Here is a 22,737-nt window from a genome sequence, read left to right as displayed (position 1 = left end):
TAACCACCCCACCAAAGCCTCGTACCACTTACCGGAGAAATTTTCCATGTCCAACGCTGCACCAGCCCACAAGCGCATTTTGCTCAAGCTGTCTGGTGAGGCGCTGATGGGGGATGACGCCTTCGGTATCAACCGCGCCACCATCGTGCGCATGGTCGAGGAGATCGCCGAAGTGACCCGCCTGGGTGTCCAGGTGGCCGTGGTGATCGGTGGGGGCAACATCTTCCGTGGTGTCGCCGGGGGCTCGGTCGGGATGGACCGTGCCACCGCCGACTACATGGGCATGCTGGCCACCGTGATGAATGCGCTGGCCCTGGCCGATGCCATGGACAAGCAGGGCCTGGTGGCCCGCGTGATGTCCGCCATTGCCATCGAGCAGGTGGTTGAGCCCTATGTGCGCCCCAAGGCGCTGCAGTATCTTGAAGAGGGCAAGGTCGTCGTGTTTGCGGCCGGCACGGGCAATCCTTTCTTCACCACCGACACCGCCGCAGCGTTGCGCGGTGCCGAAATCGGTGCTGAACTGGTGCTCAAGGCCACCAAGGTGGACGGCGTTTATACTGCCGACCCCCAGAAGGACCCCACGGCCACGCGTTATACGAAGCTCAGCTTTGACGAGGCCATGTCCCGCAATCTGGGCATCATGGATGCGACCGCGTTTGCCCTGTGCCGCGACCAGAAGCTGCCCGTGCGGGTGTTCTCCATCATCAAGCACGGCGCCCTGAAGCGTGTGGTGATGGGTGAAGACGAAGGTACGCTGGTTTACGCTTGACGACAATGGCCGAGGCCTGCCCACGATGCAGGCGGGCGCCCAGGAGAAAACATGACGATTGCCGATATCAAGAAAAATGCAGAAACCAAGATGGACCAGTCCATCTCGGCTTTCAAGAACAACCTGCAGAAGATCCGCACCGGCCGCGCCAACCCCGCGCTGCTTGATACGGTACAGGTCGAGTACTACGGCTCCATGGTTCCCTTGAGCCAGGTGGCCAATGTGGCCCTGATCGATTCGCGCACCATCAGCGTGCAGCCTTGGGAAAAAGGCATGGGCGCCAAGATTGAAAAGGCCATCCGCGAAAGCGACCTGGGCCTGAACCCTGCCTCCATGGGCGACTTGATTCGCGTACCCATGCCGCCCATGAGCGAAGAGCGCCGCAAGGAAATGACCAAGCTCGCCCGCAACGAGGGCGAGAGCGCCAAGATTGCCGTGCGCAACCTGCGCCGCGATGCCAACGAGTCCGTCAAGAAGCTCGTCAAGGACAAGCTGGCCTCCGAGGACGACCAGAAGCGCGCCGAAACCGACGTGCAGAAGTTCACCGATAGGCATATCGCCGAGATCGATGCGCTGGTGGCCGCCAAAGAGCAGGAAATCATGGCGGTCTAGAGCGTGTTATGCGCTTTTACGTACCCGCGTTGGCCCCACACGCAGGTGATCGCAAGGCGCAGTGCGCAGGCAAGGCCCCGGCCTTGGCGAGCGCTGCAGCGCCGCGAGTGCCTGCGTGTGGGGCCAACCCTTTGGGAAAGTCGGGGAAAGGCCCGGCTACGTCGTTGCAAGCCGCTGGCGGTATTCATACCGCGGCGCGTCCTGCGCCTAGTTGCCGGGCCTTTCCCCGACTTTCGCGGGCACGTAAAAGTGCTTCACACGCTCTAGGCCCCAGGGCTTGAACATTCACATGGCTGACTCTTCGTTGGTGCCACACCACATTGCCATCGTCATGGATGGCAACGGCCGCTGGGCCACGCGCCGTTTTTTGCCGCGCCTGGCGGGCCACAAGCAAGGCGTGGATTCACTGCGCCGCTGTGCACGCGCCTGCGTGCAGCGCGGTGTGGCTGTACTCACGGTGTTTGCGTTCTCCTCCGAAAACTGGAACCGCCCCGCCGACGAGGTCTCTGGCCTCATGGAACTGTTGGCGATGGCGCTGGCGCGCGAAGTGCCGCAACTCAAGAAGGATGGCGTGCGCCTGTATTTCGTGGGTGAGCGTGCGGGTCTTTCGCAGAAGGTCCGCGATGGCCTGGCGCAGGCAGAAGCCGCTACGGCTGAAAATACCCGCCTGGTGCTCAACGTGTGTTTCAACTACGGTGGCCGCTGGGACATTGCCCAGGCAGCAGCGTCGCTGGCGGCACGGGGTGAGCCTATCACCGAGGCCAGCCTGCAGGGTGCGATGGGCATGGCCCATGTGCCCGATCCCGACCTGGTGATTCGCACCGGCGGGGAAATGCGGATCAGCAACTTTTTGCTGTGGCAGGCCGCATACTCCGAGTTTTTTTTCAGCGACCGGTTGTGGCCGGATTTCGATGAGTCGGCGCTGGACGAGGCGATTGCTGCCTTCGGTGGCCGCGAGCGCCGTTTTGGCAAAACCTCCGAACAAATCCTGTCCGCGCATCCCCAGCCGATGCCGGGCTAAGAACCTGAACAGGTTCTGAAAGGCCCCATGCTCAAGCAGCGCGTTATCACAGCCCTTGTCCTGCTGGCCATTTTGCTGCCGGCGCTTTTTTACCCATCCACGGTGCCCTTCACCGTGGTCGTGTTGGTGCTCATGGCGGCGGGTGCCTGGGAGTGGGGGCGTCTGAGCGGTTTTGGCCAGGCCGGCTCTCTCACCGTGGGCGTTGCTTGTGTCGCACTGTGTGCGGGTTCGTGGGCCCTGGGCTGGGTCGATCGTCCGTTGGCCGCCCTGTGGGTGGTGGGCGGGGGGCTGTGGGTCTTGGCGGCTGCCTGGCTGCTCAAGGCAGGGGTGCCTGGTTGGCCCCGCATTCCTGGTGGAGTGCGCCTGGTGGCCGGGGTATTGGCGCTGTGGCTCGCTTGGCTCGCCGTAGTGCAGGCGCGCAATGTGGGTATCAATTTTCTGCTGTCGGTGCTGCTCCTGGTGTGGGTCGCAGACATCTTTGCTTATTTCGCTGGCCGTGCTTTTGGCCTGCGCTTCACAAAAGGCAAGCTGGCCCCTTCGATCAGTCCTGGCAAAAGTTGGGAGGGCGTGTGGGGCGGTTTGGCGGGCGTGGTGGTCATGGCCTTCGTCTGGGTAGCGGCCGATGCGCACTGGCAGGCGGCTGTGCCCAGTTTTTACAGCCGAATGGCGCTACAAGGCTGGTGGATGCTGGTGCTTGCCGCGCTGTTCATGGTGGCCATGAGTGTGTCGGGAGATCTCGTGGAGTCCCTCATCAAGCGCAGCGCCGGTGTTAAGGACAGCAGCGGCCTGTTGCCCGGACACGGTGGTGTGCTCGACCGCGTGGATGCTCTGCTGCCCACGCTCCCCCTGGCCATGATGCTCACGAGCCTGACGACTCCATGAAGAAACAACAAATCACCGTCCTCGGTTCCACCGGCTCCATTGGCACCAGCACGCTGGATGTGGTGGCCCGTCATCCCGATCGCTTCGAGGTGTTTGCGCTCAGTGCTGCCACCCAGGTGGATCTCATGCTGGCGCAGTGTGCACAGTTCCGTCCTCGCTTCGCGGTGATGGCGAGCGCGCCCCATGCGGCGCTTCTGAGTGAAAAATTAGTGGCAAATAGCCTTCCAACGCAGGTCCTTCAAGCGCAAGATGCTCTTGAATTGATAGCGTCACACGATGAAGTGGATGCGGTGATGGCGGCCATTGTGGGCGCTGCGGGTCTCGCACCGTGTCTGGCGGCTGCGCGCGCGGGCAAGAGGTTGCTGCTGGCCAACAAGGAAGCGCTGGTGGTTGGCGGTGGGTTGTTCATGCAGACGGTGCGCGAGGGACGGGCGACGCTGTTGCCCATCGATAGCGAACACTCCGCCATCTTTCAATGCCTGCCCGAAGACCCTGCCACTTGGGCACAACGGGTGGACAGCATTTTGCTTACGGCTTCCGGGGGGCCGTTTCGGCAACGAGACCCGTCCACGCTGGCTGAGATCACACCTGCCCAGGCCTGCGCGCACCCCAATTTCTCGATGGGGCGCAAGATTTCGGTGGATTCGGCCACGATGATGAACAAGGCGCTCGAAGTGATCGAGGCCCGCTGGCTGTTCGATCTGCACCCGGACCAGATCAAGGTGGTGATCCATCCGCAGCAGATCATCCATTCCATGGTTCAGTTCAAGGATGCATCGATCCTGGCTCAATTGGGAACGCCCGACATGCGCGTGCCCATTGCCTGCGGCCTGGCCTGGCCGGAGCGCATTGCGAGTGGTGCGAGCAAACTGGACTTTTCGACCCTGTCCGCGCTGGCGTTTGAAGATGCTGATGCCCACCGCTTCCCGGGTTTGCACCTGTCCTGGCAAGCGCTGAAAGCCGCCGAGGGGACGACGGCCGTATTGAATGCTGCCAATGAGGTGGCTGTGGGAGCGTTCTTGTCGGGGCGGCTTCGTTTTGACCATATTCATGCCGTGAATCTTGCAACTTTGGAGGCGGTTTCCCCCTCCAAGCCCAATTCGCTCGAAGCGTTGCTGGACCTGGATAGCCAAGCACGCAATGCCGCAGAGCAAGCTGCAGACCGCCTGGCGGCCTGAGTATCCACCGCAACACGGACTCGCACATGCTCCTCACCATCGTTGCCTTCATCGTGGCCCTCGGCCTTCTGATTGCCGTACACGAATACGGCCACTACCGGGTGGCCGTGGCGTGCGGAGTGAAGGTGCTGCGCTTCTCGGTGGGCTTTGGCAACCCGCTGCTGCGCTGGCAACCCAAGGGCTCGCCCACGGAGTTTGTCCTGGGGGCGTTTCCGCTGGGTGGATACGTGCGCATGCTGGACGAGCGGGAAGCGCCTGTGCCCCCCGAAGAGCGGCATCTGGCCTTCAACACCCAACCTCTGCGGTCTCGCGCTGCCATCGTGGCCGCAGGCCCTGTTGCGAATCTGCTGCTGGCCGTGCTGCTGTATTCCATCGTCAACTGGAACGGGGTGGAGGAGCCCAAGGCGGTTCTGGCCAGCCCGGTGGCTGGTTCCGTGGCGCAGAGCGCGGGCCTGCGTGGCGGTGAACTGGTCGCGCAGGCAGCGTTGGGTTCTGACGACCTGGAACCCGTGCGGTCGTTTGAAGATTTGCGCTGGCTGCTTACTCGCGGTGCCCTGGAGGGGGTGAACGTGCGCCTGGATGTGCAGCCACAGTCGGGGGCTGCACACCGGGAAATTTTGCTGGACATGTCGAAGATCGACAGCCGCGAAGCAGACGCCCAGCTGTTTCGCAAAATAGGCATTCTGGGGCCATGGACACGTCCGGTGCTGGGCGAGGTCATGCCTGACGGAGCCGCTGCGCGCGCCGGATTGCGCCAGGGAGATGTGGTGCTCAAGATTGGCGCCATCGATGTGGTGGATGGCCAGCAGCTGCGCGAGTTGATCCGGCAGTCCGTGCGTGGCAGCGAGCCACTGGCCCAGCCTTGGCGCGTGGATCGCGCGGGGCAGGTGCTGACCTTGGATGTTTTGCCGGAGGCCAAGCCGGAACTGGGCGCGACCATAGGCCGCATTGGGGCCTACGTTGGCGCTCCACCTGATTTCGTGACCGTTGAATATGGCGTGTTGGAAGGCGCTTGGGCCGGTGTGGTCAAGACCTGGGATGTGTCGGTATTGACGCTGCGCATGATGGGCCGCATGGTGATTGGTGAGGCATCTCTCAAGAATATCAGCGGGCCCTTGACCATCGCCGACTATGCTGGGCGTTCTGCCAGCCTGGGCCTGACGCAGTACCTCGTTTTCCTCGCCCTGATCAGCGTGAGCCTGGGCGTGCTCAACCTGCTGCCGCTGCCCGTCTTGGACGGAGGGCACCTGATGTATTATCTTTGGGAGGGTGTCACGGGCAGGGGGGTGTCAGACGCGTGGATGGAGCGCCTGCAGCGTGGAGGCGTTGCGGTCTTGCTTCTCATGATGTCCATTGCCCTGTTCAACGATATCACTCGGCTCTTTGGCTAACACTTTTGCCGCGCTTGCCCTGCAACTGCGGCGCCAGCTTCATTCATGAAAAAACACATCAATCGCCTGGGCGTGCGTACCGCATCGGCCGTTGCAGCCATGATTTTTGCCGCCAATGCGGCATGGGCTCTGGAGCCTTTCAAGGTGCAGGACATCCGCGTCGAGGGGCTGCAGCGCGTCGAGCCCGGCACCGTGTTTGCCTCCATGCCACTGCGGGTTGGTGACGACTACAACGACGAGAAGGGCGCAGCTGCCATTCGCGCACTTTTCGGTCTGGGCCTGTTCAAAGACGTGCGCCTGGAGGCGACTGGCAATGTGCTGGTGGTTGTGGTGGAGGAGCGCCCCACTGTGGCAGACGTGGATTTCGCCGGTACCCGCGAGTTTGACAAGGACGCGCTGAAGAAGGCCATGCGCGATGTCGGGCTGACCGAAGGTCGTCCCTATGACAAGGCGCTGACCGACCGGGCCGAGCAGGAGCTCAAGCGCCAGTACATCAACAAGAGCCTCTATGGCGCCGAGGTCGTCACGACCGTGACCCCGATCGAGCGCAATCGTGTCAACCTGACTTTCACCGTGGTCGAAGGCGATCCCGCCCGCATCAAGGAAGTACGCATTGTTGGCAACAAGGCCTTCAGCGAATCCACGCTCAAAGGCCTGTTTGATCAGGACACCGGTGGCTGGCTCAGCTGGTACACCAAGTCGGACCGCTATTCACGTGCCAAGCTCAACGCCGATCTGGAAACCCTGCGCTCCTACTACCTGCAGCGCGGCTATCTCGAATTCCGTGTCGATTCCACCCAGGTCGCTATTTCGCCCGACAAGCAGGACATTTCCATCACGGTCAATGTGACCGAAGGTGAGCGTTATGTGGTGTCTGGCGTGAAGCTGGAAGGCAACTACCTGGACCGTGAAGATGAGTTCAAGTCCCTGGTCACCATTCGCCCTGGTGAACCCTATAACGCGGACCAGGTCACTGAAACGACCAAGGCGTTTTCCGAGTATTTCTCCCGGTTTGGCTTTGCGTTCGCGCGGGTAGAAGCCGTGCCAGAGATTGACCGCGAAAACAACCGCGTTGCTTTTGTTCTGCAGGCGGAGCCCTCGCGCCGTGCCTATGTGCGCCGCATCAATGTGAGCGGTAACAACCGCACACGCGACGAAGTGATCCGCCGCGAGTTCCGCCAGTACGAAGCCTCCTGGTACGACGGTGAAAAAATCCGCCTGTCGCGTGATCGCGTGGACCGCCTGGGCTTCTTCACCGAGGTCAATGTGGAGACCCAGGAGGTCCCGGGCTCTCCAGACCAGGTGGACCTGGTGATCAACGTGGCAGAAAAACCCACCGGGTCGCTGCAGATGGGGGTGGGTTTTTCCAGCGCCGAAAAGGTGTCGCTGTCGTTTGGTATCAAGCAAGAGAACATTTTTGGCTCTGGCAACTACCTGGGCATTGATGTCAACACCAGCAAGTACCGCCGCACGCTCGTGTTCAGCACCACCAATCCGTACTTCACGCCCGACGGCATTTCTCGCACGCTGGACGTGTACTACCGCACGGACAAGCCATACGAAGACCAGGGCGGTAACTACGAGTTGGTGACCACCGGCACGTCGGTGCGATTCGGTGTTCCGTTCAGTGAAACCGATACCGTGTTCTTTGGCGGTGGGCTGGAGCAGACCAAGATCAAGGCGGGTACGAACATTCCCGCCACCTACCTGGCTTATGCCGACCAGTTTGGCTACAGCAGCACCTCCATTCCTCTGACGATCGGTTGGTCGCGGGACGACCGCGACAGCGCTCTGGCACCGAATTCCGGCCGCTATCAGCGCCTCAATTCAGAATGGTCGGTGGCTGGGGATGCTCGCTATGTGCGGGCCAACTACCAGTACCAGCAGTACGTACCGCTGAACAAACGTTTCACCATCGCCTTCAATGGCGAGGTGGGTATCGGCAAGGGCATGAATGGCCGGCCGTTCCCGGTGTTCAAGAATTTCTATTCGGGCGGGTTGGGCTCGGTGCGTGGCTTTGACCAGGGTACCCTGGGTCCGCGCGACGTGACGGGGGCCTCTTTGGGGGGGCCAAAGAAGGTGACGCTGAACGCGGAGCTGATCGCGCCGTTCCCGGGTGCAGGGAACGACCGGACGCTGCGTGTATTCACCTTCTTTGACGTGGGTAATGTGTACGGAGAAAACGAAAAAGTTACCTTCAGTGACATGCGTTCTTCCGTGGGCCTGGGCTTGAGCTGGATTTCCCCGCTCGGTCCTTTGCGTCTGGCTTTTGCGCAACCGGTGCGCAAGTTCGCCGGCGATAGAATCCAGAAACTGCAATTCCAGATTGGAACGTCTTTCTAATGAAATCCATTTCTCGCCATATCTCTTTGGCTCTGCTGCTTGGCTCCCTGGCCGTGGCAGCCCCTGCGCAAGCTCAAGAGTCGTTCAAAGCCGGTTTTGTCAATACAGACCGCATCTTCCGTGAGGCCAGCACTGCAAAGGCTGCACAGGCCAAGCTGGAGCAGGAATTCTCCCGTCGCGAGAAAGAACTGGTGGACATGGGCAGTACCCTGAAGACCGCCACAGAGAAATTCGAACGCGAAGCCCCCACGATGGCTGAAAGCCAGCGCACGACCCGCCAGCGCCAGCTGGTGGACCAGGACCGTGAATTCCAGCGCAAGCGCCGCGAGTTCCAGGAAGACCTGAGCGCCCGCAAGAACGAGGAACTGTCCCAGGTGCTCGAACGTGCGAACAAGGTCGTCAAGCAAGTGGCTGAAGCCGAGAAGTACGACGTGATCCTCCAGGAGGCCGTCTACATCAACCCCAAGCATGACATCACCGACAAGGTGATCAAGGCGCTGAATGCCTCTGCTGGCAAGTAAGCCACAGCCCTGGACAGGTGGCGCGTGAGCTTGCTTCTTGGGCACATAGTTGATGCGCTCGGTGGCTCGCTGGAAGGAGGTGCGACACGGGATGTCGTCATCTCCCGCATCGCGCCCCTGGAGGTTGCCGGGCCGGGAGATCTCAGTTTCCTGAGCAACCCCCGCTACCAACAGCAACTGGCCGCCTCCCGGGCGGCCTGTGTCATTGTGGCACCTGCCATGCGCGATGCCGCTCTGGCGCGCGGTGCCTGCATCGTGGCGGACAACCCCTACGTGTATTTCGCGCGTGCCACCCAATTGTGGCGGCAACGCAATGCGCCAGCGCAGTGCGCGGGGGTACACGCCAGTGCCGTGGTGGATCCCACGGCACTGGTGCACCCCACTGCGACCATTGGGCCGCTGTGTGTGGTGGAGCGTGGAGCGCAGGTGGGCGCGGGGACCATCCTCAAGTCGCGTGTAACCGTGGGCGAAGGCTGCACCATCGGCGCGCGTTGCATCGTGCACGCCGGTGTGGTGATCGGCGCGGATGGTTTTGGCTTTGCGCCCGAACAAGGGCAGTGGGTCAAGATCGAACAGCTCGGTGCCGTGCGCATCGGAGACGACGTCGAGATCGGCGCCAACACCTGCATCGACCGGGGCGCGCTTCAGGACACCGTCATCGAAGATGGCGTCAAGCTCGACAACCTGATCCAGATCGGCCACAACGTGCGCATCGGCAAGCACTCGGCCATGGCTGGGTGTGTGGGGGTGGCTGGCAGCGCGACCATTGGCGCGCACTGCACTGTGGGCGGCGGGGCGATTGTGCTGGGCCATCTGGAGCTGGCCGACAACGTGCATATCTCGGCAGCTACCGTGGTCACACGCTCGCTCACGCGGCCTGGGCAATACACGGGCATGTTTCCCATCGACGACAATGCGCGCTGGGAAAAAAACGCTGCAACACTCAAACAACTGCACAGCTTGCGGGAGCGCATCAAGGCGCTTGAGCAGGCTCTCAAGGCAGCATGAACGGAAGAACAACTCGATGATGGATATTCACGCAATTCTCAAGCAACTGCCCCACCGCTACCCGTTCCTGCTGGTGGACAAAGTGATCGAGCTTGAGAGCAACACCCGCATCAAGGCCATCAAGAACGTGACGTTCAATGAGCCCTATTTCATGGGGCATTTCCCCGGACGTCCCGTGATGCCGGGTGTGTTGATCCTGGAGGCGCTGGCCCAGGCTGCGGGCTTGCTGGCGTTTGATGCCATGGGCAAGGTGCCCGATGAGAACAATATCTACTACTTTGTGGGCATTGATGGCGCGCGTTTCAAGCGCCCGGTGGAGCCCGGCGACCAGTTGATCCTGAGCATCACCATCGATCGCGTTCGTGGCGGCATCTGGAAGTTCAAGGGCGTGGCCAGCGTGGGCGAAGAGGTGGCCTGCGAGGCCGAACTCATGTGCACCATGCGCAGCGTGGGTTGACCGACCCGGGCCTGTTGGATCGTGAGCAATATTCATCCCACTGCCATTGTTGCGGACGGCGCACGCCTGGACCCTTCGGTCACGGTGGGACCGTATGCGGTTATTGGTGAGCATGTGTCGATCGGTGCGGGCACGACGGTCGGCGCACATTGCGTCATTGACGGGCGCACGACGATTGGCGCCGACAACCGCATCTTTCAGTTCAACTCCATCGGCGCCATCCCGCAGGACAAGAAATATGCGGGCGAGCCTACCGAACTGGTCATCGGCGACCGCAACACCATCCGCGAGTTCTGCACCCTGAACCTCGGTGTGCCCCAGGCCGGTGGCATCACCACGGTGGGGGACGACAACTGGATCATGGCGTACACCCACATCGCCCATGATTGCCATGTGGGCAACCACACCACGCTGGCCAACAACACCACCCTGGCAGGCCATGTCCACCTGGGCGATTGGGTGACGGTGGGCGGGCTTACCGGCATCCACCAGTTCGTCAAGGTCGGGGCGCATGCCATGGTGGGCTTTGCCAGCGCAGTGTCGCAGGACGTGCCCCCCTTCATGCTGGTGGATGGCAACCCGCTGGCCGTGCGGGGCTATAACGTGGTGGGGCTGCGCCGCCGCGGCTTCTCGCCCGAGCGCATTGCTGCGGTCAAGCAGATGCACAAGCTGATCTACCGCCAGGGCCTCACGCTGGAGGCTGCACGTGCCGCCATTGCTGAGCTGGTGCAGTCCGCACCGCAGGCCAGCGAGGATGCCGCGATGATGGAGCGGTTCCTGGCCGACGCCACGCGCGGCATAGCGCGCTGAGGGCTGGGTGATGGCTGCTTCCCCCCGCGTCGCCATGGTGGCGGGCGAGACATCGGGCGACCTGCTGGCCGGTCTGTTGATCGACGGCATGCAGGCCCATTGGCCAGACCTGCAGACCTGCGGCATCGGTGGCCCGCAAATGCAACGCCGGGGTTTTGCCGCCTGGTGGCCCAGCGAGAAGCTGGCCGTGCATGGCTACAGCATGGAGGTGCTGCGCCGCCTGCGCGAGTTGCTGGGTATTCGCAAGCAACTGCGTGAACGGCTGTTCCAGGACCGCCCCGACGTCTTCATCGGCGTGGATGCCCCTGATTTCAACCTGGGGCTGGAGGCCGACCTGCGCGCTGCGGGCATCAAGACGGTGCATTTCGTGTGTCCCTCCATCTGGGCCTGGCGTGCAGAACGTGTGGAGAAGATTCGCCGCAGCGCGGATCACGTGCTGTGCATCTTTCCGTTCGAGCCGGAACTGCTGGCGCGCCATGGCATTGCAGCCACCTATGTGGGCCACCCGCTGGCGGGTGTGATACCCATGGTGCCGGATCGCGCTGCGGCCCGTGCGCAGCTCGGGCTGCAGGATGCGGACGAGGTGCTTGCCATTCTGCCGGGCAGCCGCTCTTCAGAGATCGCCTACATCACTCAACCCTTTTTTGAGGCTGCAGCGCTTGTCAGGAAAGCGCGACCAGCTATTAAATTGATAGTACCTGCTGTGCCGACCTTGCGCGAACGCATTGTGCAGGCGGCGCAGGCATCCGGCTTGGGCGGTGCGGTGCAGATCGTTTCCGGGCAATCCCACGCCGTGCTTGCAGCCTGTGATGCTACGTTGATCGCCAGCGGCACCGCCACACTGGAGGCCGCACTCTTCAAGCGCCCCATGGTCATTGGCTACCATATGCACCCCCTGAGCTGGTGGCTCATGCGCCGCAAGCAATTGCAGCCCTGGGTGGGGTTGCCCAACATTTTGTGTGGCGAGTTTGTGGTGCCTGAGCTGATCCAGGATGCTGCAACCCCCCAGGCCCTGTGTGCCGCCACCCTGCAGTGGCTGGAGGCTCGCCAGCACCATCCCGAAAAAATCATGGCCCTGGAGCAGCGTTTTACGGTGCTGCACGAGAGCCTGCTCCGCAACACTCCCCAACTCGCTGCCGATGCGATCCAGAAAATCCTCCGTCCCGCTGCCTGAACAGGCGTGCCTGCCGTGGCATCCGCCGGGCCTGGTGGCAGGTGTGGATGAAGCAGGACGTGGCCCGCTGGCGGGGCCTGTGGTGGCTGCCGCAGTCATTCTGGATGACCTGCACCCCATCGCGGGCCTTGCAGACTCCAAAAAGCTCACGGCCGCCCGGCGCGAAAAACTCTACGACGAAATCCGCGCCAAGGCGCTGTGCTGCAGCATTGCCGAGGCCAGCGTGGAAGAAATTGACCAGCTCAACATCCTGCAGGCCACGATGCTGGCCATGCGCCGTGCGGTGATGGGACTGCGTCTGAAGCCCGTTATGGTGCTTGTCGATGGCAATCGCTTGCCGCGGATCGACATCCCGGCAGAAGCCATCGTCAAGGGCGATGCTCTGGTGCCGGCCATCTCGGCCGCTTCCATCCTGGCCAAAGTGCACCGCGACCGCTGGTGCGCGCAGGTGCACGAAGCATTCCCCCAGTACGGTTTTGCGGGCCACAAAGGGTATGGCACGGCGGTGCACATGGAGGCCCTGCGCGAGCATGGCGCCTGCGTGCACCACCGGCGTTCCTTTGCGCCCGTGGCGCAGAATCTGCGCGGCTGAAACGGTCCATCCATGACCTCTCCTTCCATCACCACCATTCATTCGCGGGACAACGCTTTCGTCAAGGACCTGCGCCGTCTTGCGCAGGACACCACGGCCTACCGCAAGCAAGGCCGGGTCTGGCTGGAAGGCGATCACCTCTGCCGAGCGGCCCTGGAGCGGGGCCAGCGCGCATCCATTGCGGTGTTTTCAGAGTCTTTTTGGCCGCTGGCGCAGGTAGAGTGGGTGCAAACTGCTATGAAAATCATAGTAATTGCTGACGCACTGTTTGCCGACATCAGTGGGCTGGAGTCACCCGCTCGGATGGGTTTCATCATGGATTTGCCCGCGCCCGCTGCGGTGCATCCGGGTGCGGCGACCGTGGTGCTGGACCGTGTGCAGGACGCTGGGAATGTGGGCTCCATCCTGCGCAGTGCGTCCGCGTTCGGGTTCCGGCAGGTGGTTGCCATCAAGGGCAGCGCCGCATTGTGGTCCCCCAAGGTGCTGCGGGCGGGCATGGGTGCGCATTTCGCGCTGGACCTGATCGAGGGCGTAGAGCACGGCGAGCTTCAATCGCTGCAGGTGCCCATGCTTGTGACCAGCTCGCACGCCGGAGACTGGTTGCACCGTGCCGCCTTGCCCTGGCCGTGTGCATGGGTGTTGGGCCACGAAGGGCAGGGCGTTTCCCCTGCACTGGAAGAGCGTGCCGCTCTGCGCATCCGCATTGCACAACCGGGCGGCGAAGAGTCGCTCAATGTGGCGGCCGCTGCAGCGATCTGCCTGCATGCGAGCGGCGCCGGGCGCTGAAGCCACCGCTTCTTGATCGTTTCCAGCAGATCTCAGGGGGGCGGAGCGCCTCACTTTTTTAGAGATTGCGCAGGAACTGGCGCACGAATTCTTCCTGGTTGGGGGCGTCCTTCTCCGTGCTGAACAGCACCTGCTGGTTCTCCACCCGGATTTTCAGCTGCGGCGCGAACTTGCATTGCACCAAGCCCAGGCCGGATGCCGTGCTTTTGAAGGCGGGGGTGTTGCGGCACATGGCTTCCAGCTCTGATGCCACCACGCCGCAGAAGCTGCCGATGCTCAGCGACTGGAGTTTCTCGTCGTCAATCGTGGCCCAGTCAACGTTGGTCTTCACTGGCGTACCGCATGCAGCGGTGGCGTCCTGGTCGGCCTTGGCCAGTTCGGCCTGCACGCTGGCCAGGCGCTTGTTGCGGTCAAAGCGGGCCAGCTTGTCCTGCAGGCCCTGCTTTTGTTGGCCTTTGTAGCTGGCCAGCAGGTCTGCCAGCTTGAAGGCCTTGCTCTTTTCTTCGCTGAAGGCCAGTGGCACGCCATCGCGCTTGCCTGGCAGGTACACCACATAGTGGTCGCCATTGCGATAGGCCTGGTTCTGCTTTTGCAGCAGACCGTAGCTGCGGCCATCGAGCGTGGTGGCGTATACCTCGCGCGCCGAGCCCCGTTGCTCCAACTGGCTCAGGAAGACGACCTGATCGATGGGGTCGTTGATGCCACTCACTCGCACCAGGGCCTGCTTGCCGTCTGCGGTGGGAGCCAGCACGACTTCAACGCCCTGGGGTGCCACGAAGACCTGGGGGTATTTCGCCAGCTCCAGGGCCTGAGCGGCCATGGCGGCACACAGGCCCGCCAGGGAAAGGGCAAGGGGTCGGAGAAAAATGCGCATCGGGATCAGCCTTTGGAGTGGGGGCGGTGGGGAAACGGGGCGAAGTCTAGGGCGCCTGTTGTCCTCTGAAATGCCTGGAACACTTGCTTACGTAACAAGGTTGTGCAAGACGCGCATTTGTTGGTGAGCACGCCATGAAGGATATAATCGGGAGCTTTTCTCGCAACAGCGTCGCCCGACCGCACCCAAAGCAACAACCCATCTGAGAGCAGCCACCAGCACTTGCGTACCTTTGCGTGCACGAGTGGACTGCAGGCGCCGGGCGACCGTAACCATCCGGAGAACCCAGTGCTTTTGTCTCTACAGGGAAACTTCCCGCCCGCCATTCTGGCGCTCGCAGACGGCACGGTCTTTATCGGCAATTCGATTGGTGCCACCGGCACCACCGTCGGCGAAGTGGTGTTCAACACCGCCATCACCGGCTACCAAGAAATCCTCACCGACCCGAGCTACTGCCAGCAGATCGTGACCCTCACGTATCCGCACATCGGCAACTACGGCGTCAATGTTGAGGACATCGAAGCCGACAAGGTCCACGCCGCAGGCATGATCATCAAAGACCTGCCGCTGCTGGCAAGCAACTTCCGCTCCACGGAAACGCTCTCGCAGTACCTCGTGCGTGAGAAGACCGTTGCCATCGCCAACATCGACACCCGAAAGCTCACGCGCCTGCTGCGCAGCAAGGGTGCGCAAAACGGCACCATCATCGGCCTTGCTGCAGGGCAGCCTGTCACGCAGGCGCTCATCGACGAAGCCATCTCCAAGGCCAAGGCGGCCCCCAACATGGCCGGGCTGGACCTGGCCCATGTGGTGACCACGGCAGCGCGTTATGAGTGGACGCAGACAGAGTGGAAACTGGGTACTGGCTACGGCGAACTGTCGGCCCCACAGTTTCATGTGGTGGCGTACGACTTCGGCGTCAAGAAGAACATCCTGCGCATGCTGGCGGAACGTGGCTGCAAGGTCACCGTGGTGCCCGCGAAGACGCCGGCCGCTGATGTGCTGGCTCTCAAGCCCGATGGTGTTTTTCTGTCCAACGGCCCTGGCGACCCAGAGCCTTGCGACTACGCCATCGCCGCGACCCGCACGATTGTGGACAGTGGCATGCCCACGTTCGGCATCTGCCTGGGGCACCAGATCATGGCCCTGGCTGCTGGTGCCAAGACCTTCAAGATGACCCACAGCCACCATGGTGCCAACCACCCGGTGAAGGACCTGGACACGGGCCGCGTGAGCATCACGAGCCAGAACCACGGTTTTGCGGTGGACATGGAATCGCTGCCCGCCCATCTGCGCGCCACGCACGTCAGCCTGTTTGACGGCACGCTGCAAGGGCTGGTCCACAAGGACAAGCCCGCTTTCTGTTTCCAGGGGCATCCTGAGGCATCCCCAGGTCCGCACGACATCGCATACCTCTTTGACCGCTTCACCGACGCCATGCGCGCGGCAAAAGCCGGTTAAGCGCGGAAGGAAACAGCACCATGAAACTGTTCAGCTTCCCCCTTGCATCGCTGGAAAAGGCGATCCACAAGCGTGTCCTGACCCTGCCTTCGCCCCACCGTGAGTGGTTCACGGAACGTTGGGCGCAAAAGCCCTACAAGAAAGCGTTCGTCGAGAACAAGGCCATGCCGCTCGTCACGCTCGTGGCCAAGGGCAAGACGCTGGACGATGCCGCCTTTGCAGAGCTGCTGCAGGAGTGGGAAGTGACGTTTTATGACGCGGAAGAAGAAGTCTTGCGCCCACTGATCCAGGGCGACGGCCTGCTGCAGCTGATGCAGAAGAACCTTCCTCCCGCACGCGCCGAGGCGCTGCTTGCCAAGTTGACCCAGCGGCGTTTGCCCGCAGATGCAACAGCAGCCTCTGCCCCAACCCCCAGCCCCCAGGCAGCCGAACCCACGATCGACTGATCGACGCACCATGCCAAAACGCACAGACATCAAAAGCATCCTCATCATCGGCGCTGGCCCCATCATCATCGGCCAGGCCTGCGAGTTCGACTACTCCGGCGTACAGGCCTGCAAGGCCCTGCGCGAAGAGGGCTACAAGGTCATCCTGATCAACAGCAACCCTGCGACGATCATGACCGACCCGGCCACGGCCGACGTCACCTACATCGAGCCCATCACTTGGCAGACGGTCGAGAAGATCATCGCCAAGGAGCGTCCCGACGCCATCCTGCCCACCATGGGTGGCCAGACTGCGCTCAACTGCGCGCTGGACCTGTGGCACAACGGCGTGCTCGACAAATACAAGGTGGAGCTCATCGGCGCCACACCCGAAGCCATCGACAAGGCCGAAGACCGCTTGAAGTTCAAGGACGCCATGACCAAGATCGGTCTGGGCTCGGCGCGCTCCGGCATCGCCCACAGCATGGACGAAGCCTGGGCCGTGCAAAAGACCGTGGGTTTCCCCACCGTGATCCGCCCCAGCTTCACGCTGGGCGGGACCGGCGGCGGCATTGCCTACAACCCTGAAGAGTTTGAGACCATCTGCAAGCGCGGCCTCGAAGCGTCGCCTACCAACGAGCTGCTGATTGAAGAGTCGCTGCTTGGCTGGAAGGAGTACGAGATGGAAGTGGTCCGCGACAAGGCGGACAACTGCATCATCATCTGCTCCATCGAAAACCTGGACCCGATGGGTGTGCACACGGGCGACTCGATCACCGTGGCCCCCGCGCAGACGCTGACCGACAAGGAATACCAGATCATGCGCAACGCCTCGCTGGCAGTGCTGCGTGAAATTGGTGTGGACACGGGTGGCTCCAATGTGCAGTTCTCGGTCAACCCGAAGGACGGCCGCATGATCGTCATCGAGATGAACCCGCGCGTGTCGCGTTCGTCGGCGCTGGCCTCCAAGGCCACGGGCTTCCCCATCGCCAAGGTTGCCGCCAAGCTGGCCGTGGGCTACACGCTGGACGAGCTCAAGAACGAAATCACGGGCGGTGCGACGCCTGCATCGTTCGAGCCTTCGATCGACTACGTGGTCACCAAGATCCCACGTTTTGCGTTCGAAAAATTCCCCACGGCCGACAGCCGCCTGACCACGCAGATGAAGTCGGTGGGCGAGGTCATGGCCATGGGCCGCACCTTCCAGGAGTCCTTCCAGAAAGCCCTGCGCGGCCTGGAAGTTGGCGTGGACGGCATGAACGAGAAAACCCAGGACCGCGAGACGCTCGAAAAGGAACTGGGCGAGCCCGGTCCCGAGCGCATCTGGTACGTGGGCGATGCGTTTGCCATGGGTCTTTCGGTCGATGAAGTGTTTGAGCTGACCAAGATCGACAAATGGTTCCTGGTGCAGATTGAGCAAATCGTGAAGATCGAGCTGGACATCGACAAGCTGGTGGCCGAAAAGGGTGACGGTGCCCTGGCGGCGCTGGATGCCGGCACGCTGCTCACGCTCAAGCAAAAAGGCTTCTCCGACCGCCGGCTGGCCAAGCTGCTCAAGACCACCGAGAAGGCGGTGCGCGAAGCACGCCGTGCGCTCAAAGTGCGCCCCGTGTATAAGCGTGTGGACACCTGTGCGGCCGAGTTCGCAACCAACACCGCGTACCTGTACTCCACTTACGAAGTCGCCACCCACGGTGGTGTCGCCGAATGCGAGTCGGAGCCTACGAACAACAAGAAGATCATGGTGCTGGGCGGTGGCCCCAACCGCATCGGCCAGGGCATCGAGTTCGACTACTGCTGCGTGCATGCGGCCCTTGCCATGCGCGAGGACGGCTACGAGACCATCATGGTCAACTGCAATCCCGAGACCGTCTCCACCGACTATGACACCTCCGACCGCCTGTACTTCGAGCCCGTGACGCTCGAAGACGTGCTGGAGATTGTGGACAAGGAAAAGCCAGTCGGCGTGATCGTGCAGTACGGCGGCCAGACGCCCCTGAAGCTTGCCCTGGGTCTGGAAGCTGCTGGCGTCCCGATCATCGGCACCAGCCCCGACATGATCGACGCGGCTGAAGACCGCGAGCGCTTCCAGAAGCTGCTGGGTGAGCTCGGCCTGCGCCAGCCGCCCAATGCCACGGCACGCACCGAACCCGAAGCCCTGGAAAAGGCCGCCGCCCTGGGCTACCCCCTGGTGGTGCGCCCCAGCTACGTGCTGGGCGGCCGCGCGATGGAAATCGTGCACGAGCAGCGCGACCTGGAGCGCTACATGCGCGAGGCCGTGAAGGTAAGCAACGACTCGCCCGTGCTGCTCGACCGCTTCCTCTCCAACGCCATCGAGTGCGACGTGGACTGCGTGCGCGATTCGGCAGGCGTCACCTTCATCGGCGGGGTCATGGAACACATCGAGCAGGCGGGCGTGCACAGCGGCGACTCCGCCTGCTCACTGCCCCCGTACTACTTGTCGCAGCCCACCATCGACGAGATCAAGCGCCAGACCGCCGCCATGGCCCAGGGCCTGAACGTGGTGGGACTGATGAACGTGCAGTTCGCCATCCAGGAGATGGAAGGCAAGGACGTGATCTACGTGCTGGAAGTGAACCCCCGCGCCTCGCGCACGGTGCCGTTCGTTTCCAAGGCCACGGGCATCCAGCTGGCCAAGGTCGCGGCGCGTTGCATGGCGGGTCAAACGCTGGCCTCGCAGGGCATCACCAAGGAAGTGACACCGCCGTACTTCAGCGTGAAGGAGGCCGTGTTCCCGTTCGTGAAGTTCCCTGGCGTGGACACCATCCTCGGCCCAGAGATGAAGTCCACCGGCGAAGTCATGGGCGTGGGCAAGACCTTTGGCGAAGCCTTTGTGAAGAGCCAGCTGGGCGCGGGCACCAAGCTGCCCACATCGGGCAAGGTGTTCCTCACGGTGAAGAATGCCGACAAGCCGCGTGCCGTGGACATCGCCCGCCAACTGGTGGCGCTGGGCTTTGAGCTGGTGGCGACCAAGGGCACTGCAGCTGCTATTGCCGAAGCTGGCGTGCCTGTGGGCGTGGTCAACAAGGTGACCGAAGGCCGCCCGCACATCGTGGACATGATCAAGAACAACGAGATCGTCATGGTCATCAACACCGTGGAAGAGCGCCGCAATGCGATTGCCGATTCGCGTGCGATCCGCACCTCGTCGCTGCTGGCCCGCGTGACCACGTTCACGACCATCTTTGGCGCCGAGGCGGCGGTGGAGGGCATGAAGTACCTGGACAAACTCGACGTGTACTCGGTGCAGGAGCTGCACGCCCAACTGGCTGCCTGAGCATCGGCAAAAGCGGCATAATTGCCGCCTGAACAGACACCGCCGCGCGGCAACGTGCGGCGGTTTCCTTTTGTAGACTTGCCATTCGCATCGCCCAGCGCAGCGCGGGCATGCCTGGCGATTGACCGGTGGAAGTGCTTCTGGCGCTTTCACCGTTTTGATTTATGGAGACGCAACACGATGGCCACCATTCCGATTACCAAGCGCGGTGCTGAAAAGCTCAAGGAAGAACTGCACCGCCTCAAGACCGTAGAGCGCCCCGCTGTGATCACGGCAATTGCCGAAGCGCGCGCGCAGGGCGACCTCAGCGAAAACGCTGACTATGACGCCGCCAAGGACCGCCAGGGCTTCATCGAAGGCCGCATCCAGGAGATCGAGGGCAAGCTGTCGGTGGCGCAGGTGATCGACCCCAGCGCCGTGGATGGCGGCGGCAAGGTCGTCTTTGGCGCCACGGTCGAACTTGAAGATGAAGAGTCTGGCGACCTCGTGAAATACCAGATCGTGGGCGAGGACGAGGCGGATCTGAAGCAAGGGCTCATCAATATATCGAGCCCTATCGCCCGTGCCTTGATCGGCAAGGAAGAGGGCGATACCGCCGAAGTGCAGGCTCCCGGAGGGATTCGCCGCTACGAAGTGGTGGCGGTCAGCTACCAGTGAGCGGGAACGGCATGTTCCACCGCCTTCCTGCCCTGGTCGCTGCGCTCTGGTGGGGCAGCCTGACTACCATCGGGTTTCTGGTCGTTCCCATGCTGTTTGCCCACCTTCCGTCGCCCATGGTGGCGGGCAACATGGCGGCCAAGCTGTTTGCGGCGCAGACCTGGGTGGCGGTCGCCTGCTGTCTGGTTCTGCTGCTGATTTCAAGGCCAAAACAGGCGATAGCGCAGTATCCATGGGCGCAAGCTGCTATGGTTTTTATACTCGGTGGCATGCTGCTGGCGTTGCTCACGCAGTTTGGCGTGGCGCCGCGCATCGTGGCGCGGCAGGATTTGCGCCTGTGGCACAGCGTGGGGACGGTGATGTATGTGCTGCAGTGGTGCTGCGCACTGGCCGTCTTGTGGCAAACACTGCGCCAGGTTCAGAAGCCGCCGTTGTTGCCGGTCGGGCCTGACGGCACTGCAGACGACTGAAGCGAGCGCTGGTCGCAACCAGCGCTGCCTCCAAACCGCCTATTCGCGCCAGTGCTCCGCCACCCAGGTGGCCGGACGAATGAAGCGAAACCGCCGGTTGCGCCGCCCGGCCAAAGCATCGGGGGGATTGCATTCCCCATGAAAGATCACGATGCGTGCGCCCGCTGGCACAAACGGCGGCCGCCAGTAGTTGGTCGGCCAGGGCGGTATGCCGTGGTATTTGAAACTCGGGCACCACGCCGCAGGCCAGTATTGCAACTTGCCCTGCCGGTGCAGGAAGTCCGACAAGTAGGCCTGCTCGTTGCGAAACTGCTCACGAATTTCTGAGAAATGCGCGCGAAAGTGCTCCAGCACGTCGGGGTGAGCTCCCAGCTCAAAGCGATAGACCGAGGAGTTGCCCGTGATGCGCCAGGGGCGCTTGTAGTCGTGGATGATCAGGAATTCACCCGGCTGGGTGAAAAAATCGTCCAGGCTGCCGGTGATGACCACGTCCACATCCAGGAACAAGGCCGTGCCTCGAAGTCCGTGCAGGTCCTTGCTGAAAGTGACCAGCTTGGTCCAGCCCCGCTCGGGGATGCCGGGTGGCAGATCGAGTGCGGGGATGGGCAGGCACTGCACTTCGCTGCGGATGCCCGTGCTGTCATCGGTCAGGCAGACAAAGCGAAAATCCCCGCTCAGGTGCCTGCGCACCATGGCATACAGCCGGTTGACGTATTCGGGGCCGTATTTCGTGCCCCACTTCATGCAGAGGATGTGGCGGACGGGCGCCATGCCGGCAGGTGCTGCAAAGTTTGCAGGTACTGCCGAACCTGCATCGTGGCTCATCAGTCTGCCTGGCGCTTCTTGATGGATTTTTGCTTGGGCTTGGCGCGCTTGATCTGGCCGCCCGAAGTGAGGCGCTGGTTGCCCAGCACGCGCAGTTGCTTGATCTCGGGGCGCTGGCCGCCGCGCTTGCTGTATTTGAGCACCTTGACGTCGCGTGGGCCGGGCATGCGGTCCTCATCGACCGTACGTTCCTTGACGGGTTGGGGGCGCCACAGTACCAGCAGCTTGCCGATGTGCTGGATGGGGGCTGCGTTGAGTTCGGCGGTCAGCTCCTGGTACATCAGCTCGCGCGCCACGCGGTCATCGTTGAAAACGCGCACCTTGATCAGGCCATGGGCGTTCAGGGCGGCGTCGATTTCCTTCTTGACCGCAGGGGTGAGTCCATCGCCGCCGACCAGGACGACGGGGTCCAGGTGGTGGGCATTGGCGCGTTGTTCCCGGCGCTCGGCGGGAGTCAGTTGAATTTGGGGCATGGGCCGTATTATCGGCGGTGCTGATTGTCGAGAGACAATGGAGCGGTATGAAAGTCAAAACCCAAAGCAAGAAGGTCAACAAGGCGTGGTTGAACGACCATGTCAACGACACCTATGTCAAATTGGCCCAGAAAGAGGGATACCGGGCACGCGCCGCCTATAAGCTCAAGGAAATCGACGAACAGCTGGGTCTCATCAAACCCGGTTACACCGTGGTGGATCTGGGTTCCACGCCGGGCGCCTGGAGCCAGTACCTGCGCAGGCGCATGTCGCCCGGGGGGGCTGCAGCGGGCCAACTCAACGGCACCATCATTGCGCTAGACCTTCTGCCCATGGAGCCCATCGAGGGCGTTACCTATATCAACGGTGATTTTCGTGAGGCGGAGGTGCTGGAGCGCCTGGAGCAGGCCCTGGATGGTCGGGTGGTGGATGTTGTCGTTTCGGACATGGCTCCCAATCTGTCCGGTATCGAATCGGCCGACGCTGCGCGCATTGCCCATCTGGTCGAACTGGCTGTGGAGTTTGCTTGCAACCATTTGAAACCGGATGGGGCCCTGGTAGTCAAGCTGTTCCATGGCAGCGGCTACAGCGATCTGGTCACGCTGTTCAAACAGACCTTCAAAGTGGTCAAGCCGTTGAAGCCCAAGGCCTCCCGCGACAAATCGTCCGAGACCTTTCTGGTGGGCATGGGCCTCAAGAAGACCGTCTGA

The 22,737-nt window shown here is 62.3% G+C and carries 23 protein-coding genes; 20 read left to right on the top strand and 3 right to left on the bottom strand.

Annotation, left to right across the window (positions count from 1 at the left end; genetic code table 11):
• Positions 1-46: 46 nt before the first annotated feature.
• The 14 genes from pyrH to ACT89O_RS16150 all read left to right on the top strand — a co-directional run bounded on the left by pyrH (position 47) and on the right by ACT89O_RS16150 (position 13,544).
• Entirely contained in the window at positions 47-769 is a 723-nt protein-coding gene (pyrH, locus tag ACT89O_RS16215) for a UMP kinase (RefSeq protein ID WP_010457839.1), read from the top strand.
• Between the two features lie 51 nt (positions 770-820).
• On the top strand, positions 821-1,381 hold the full coding sequence (gene frr / locus ACT89O_RS16210; protein ID WP_487260578.1) for a ribosome recycling factor: 561 nt from the start codon (positions 821-823) through the stop codon (positions 1,379-1,381).
• Positions 1,382-1,670: 289 nt separating this feature from the next.
• Positions 1,671-2,402 carry a polyprenyl diphosphate synthase gene (gene uppS / locus ACT89O_RS16205; protein ID WP_121420552.1) on the top strand — a complete coding sequence of 244 codons (732 nt, stop codon included), beginning with the start codon at positions 1,671-1,673 and terminating at the stop codon, positions 2,400-2,402.
• A 27-nt stretch (positions 2,403-2,429) separates the two neighbouring features.
• On the top strand, positions 2,430-3,284 hold the full coding sequence (locus ACT89O_RS16200) for a phosphatidate cytidylyltransferase (protein WP_487260577.1): 855 nt from the start codon (positions 2,430-2,432) through the stop codon (positions 3,282-3,284).
• Entirely contained in the window at positions 3,281-4,462 is a 1,182-nt protein-coding gene (gene ispC / locus ACT89O_RS16195) for a 1-deoxy-D-xylulose-5-phosphate reductoisomerase (protein ID WP_487260576.1), read from the top strand. Before ACT89O_RS16200 ends, ispC begins: the two co-directional genes overlap by 4 nt.
• Positions 4,463-4,488: 26 nt before the next feature.
• Positions 4,489-5,853 (top strand): RIP metalloprotease RseP, encoded by a 1,365-nt coding sequence (rseP, locus tag ACT89O_RS16190; RefSeq protein ID WP_176886405.1) that lies wholly within the window; start codon positions 4,489-4,491, stop codon positions 5,851-5,853.
• A gap of 45 nt (positions 5,854-5,898) precedes the next feature.
• Positions 5,899-8,196, top strand: a complete 2,298-nt coding sequence (bamA, locus tag ACT89O_RS16185; RefSeq protein WP_121420548.1) for an outer membrane protein assembly factor BamA — start codon at positions 5,899-5,901, stop codon at positions 8,194-8,196.
• A complete protein-coding gene (locus ACT89O_RS16180; protein ID WP_121505967.1) occupies positions 8,196-8,717 on the top strand; it encodes an OmpH/Skp family outer membrane protein in 522 nt (173 codons plus the stop codon). Before bamA ends, ACT89O_RS16180 begins: the two co-directional genes overlap by 1 nt.
• Before the next feature lie 24 nt (positions 8,718-8,741).
• On the top strand, positions 8,742-9,725 hold the full coding sequence (lpxD, locus tag ACT89O_RS16175; RefSeq protein WP_487260575.1) for a UDP-3-O-(3-hydroxymyristoyl)glucosamine N-acyltransferase: 984 nt from the start codon (positions 8,742-8,744) through the stop codon (positions 9,723-9,725).
• Between the two features lie 16 nt (positions 9,726-9,741).
• Positions 9,742-10,182, top strand: a complete 441-nt coding sequence (gene fabZ / locus ACT89O_RS16170; RefSeq protein WP_010457855.1) for a 3-hydroxyacyl-ACP dehydratase FabZ — start codon at positions 9,742-9,744, stop codon at positions 10,180-10,182.
• Positions 10,183-10,203: 21 nt separating this feature from the next.
• The gene (gene lpxA / locus ACT89O_RS16165; RefSeq protein WP_121505969.1) at positions 10,204-10,992 is read left to right on the top strand and encodes an acyl-ACP--UDP-N-acetylglucosamine O-acyltransferase; all 789 of its coding nucleotides are present in this window, start codon (positions 10,204-10,206) and stop codon (positions 10,990-10,992) included.
• Between the two features lie 10 nt (positions 10,993-11,002).
• A complete protein-coding gene (lpxB, locus tag ACT89O_RS16160; RefSeq protein WP_487260574.1) occupies positions 11,003-12,166 on the top strand; it encodes a lipid-A-disaccharide synthase in 1,164 nt (387 codons plus the stop codon).
• Positions 12,132-12,758 carry a ribonuclease HII gene (gene rnhB, locus ACT89O_RS16155; RefSeq protein ID WP_487260573.1) on the top strand — a complete coding sequence of 209 codons (627 nt, stop codon included), beginning with the start codon at positions 12,132-12,134 and terminating at the stop codon, positions 12,756-12,758. The genes lpxB and rnhB overlap by 35 nt, the downstream gene beginning before the upstream one ends.
• Before the next feature lie 12 nt (positions 12,759-12,770).
• On the top strand, positions 12,771-13,544 hold the full coding sequence (locus tag ACT89O_RS16150) for a TrmH family RNA methyltransferase (protein WP_487260572.1): 774 nt from the start codon (positions 12,771-12,773) through the stop codon (positions 13,542-13,544).
• 58 nt (positions 13,545-13,602) lie between these two features.
• Here the strand turns inward: ACT89O_RS16150 and ACT89O_RS16145 are convergent, their stop codons facing one another.
• On the bottom strand, positions 13,603-14,418 hold the full coding sequence (locus ACT89O_RS16145; RefSeq protein WP_487260571.1) for a hypothetical protein: 816 nt from the start codon (positions 14,416-14,418) through the stop codon (positions 13,603-13,605).
• Positions 14,419-14,706: 288 nt separating this feature from the next.
• Between ACT89O_RS16145 and carA the strand changes: the two genes are divergently transcribed.
• The 5 genes from carA to ACT89O_RS16120 all read left to right on the top strand — a co-directional run bounded on the left by carA (position 14,707) and on the right by ACT89O_RS16120 (position 20,729).
• Entirely contained in the window at positions 14,707-15,879 is a 1,173-nt protein-coding gene (carA, locus tag ACT89O_RS16140) for a glutamine-hydrolyzing carbamoyl-phosphate synthase small subunit (protein WP_487260570.1), read from the top strand.
• A 20-nt stretch (positions 15,880-15,899) separates the two neighbouring features.
• Complete coding sequence (locus ACT89O_RS16135) at positions 15,900-16,325, top strand: hypothetical protein (protein WP_055398232.1); 426 nt, start codon at positions 15,900-15,902, stop codon at positions 16,323-16,325.
• A gap of 10 nt (positions 16,326-16,335) precedes the next feature.
• On the top strand, positions 16,336-19,602 hold the full coding sequence (gene carB, locus ACT89O_RS16130) for a carbamoyl-phosphate synthase large subunit (protein ID WP_487260569.1): 3,267 nt from the start codon (positions 16,336-16,338) through the stop codon (positions 19,600-19,602).
• 180 nt (positions 19,603-19,782) lie between these two features.
• Positions 19,783-20,259 (top strand): transcription elongation factor GreA, encoded by a 477-nt coding sequence (gene greA, locus ACT89O_RS16125; RefSeq protein ID WP_055398230.1) that lies wholly within the window; start codon positions 19,783-19,785, stop codon positions 20,257-20,259.
• 11 nt (positions 20,260-20,270) lie between these two features.
• Positions 20,271-20,729, top strand: coding sequence for a DUF4149 domain-containing protein (locus ACT89O_RS16120; protein ID WP_055398229.1), 459 nt, complete (start codon positions 20,271-20,273; stop codon positions 20,727-20,729).
• A 39-nt stretch (positions 20,730-20,768) separates the two neighbouring features.
• On the opposite strand, the gene ACT89O_RS16115 is transcribed toward ACT89O_RS16120, so the two are convergent.
• On the bottom strand, positions 20,769-21,554 hold the full coding sequence (locus ACT89O_RS16115) for a hypothetical protein (RefSeq protein ID WP_055398228.1): 786 nt from the start codon (positions 21,552-21,554) through the stop codon (positions 20,769-20,771).
• Positions 21,554-22,027: a YhbY family RNA-binding protein gene (locus ACT89O_RS16110; RefSeq protein WP_055398227.1), complete on the bottom strand. Its 474-nt coding sequence runs from the start codon at positions 22,025-22,027 to the stop codon at positions 21,554-21,556. The genes ACT89O_RS16115 and ACT89O_RS16110 overlap by 1 nt, the downstream gene beginning before the upstream one ends.
• Before the next feature lie 47 nt (positions 22,028-22,074).
• On the opposite strand from ACT89O_RS16110, the gene ACT89O_RS16105 reads away from it, so the two are divergent.
• Positions 22,075-22,737 carry an RlmE family RNA methyltransferase gene (locus tag ACT89O_RS16105; protein WP_487260568.1) on the top strand — a complete coding sequence of 221 codons (663 nt, stop codon included), beginning with the start codon at positions 22,075-22,077 and terminating at the stop codon, positions 22,735-22,737.

The sequence above is a fragment of the Acidovorax sp. NN32 genome, from assembly GCF_057597245.1.
Note: the sequence above shows the minus strand (reverse complement) of the source record. Positions and strands in the feature narration are given on the sequence as shown.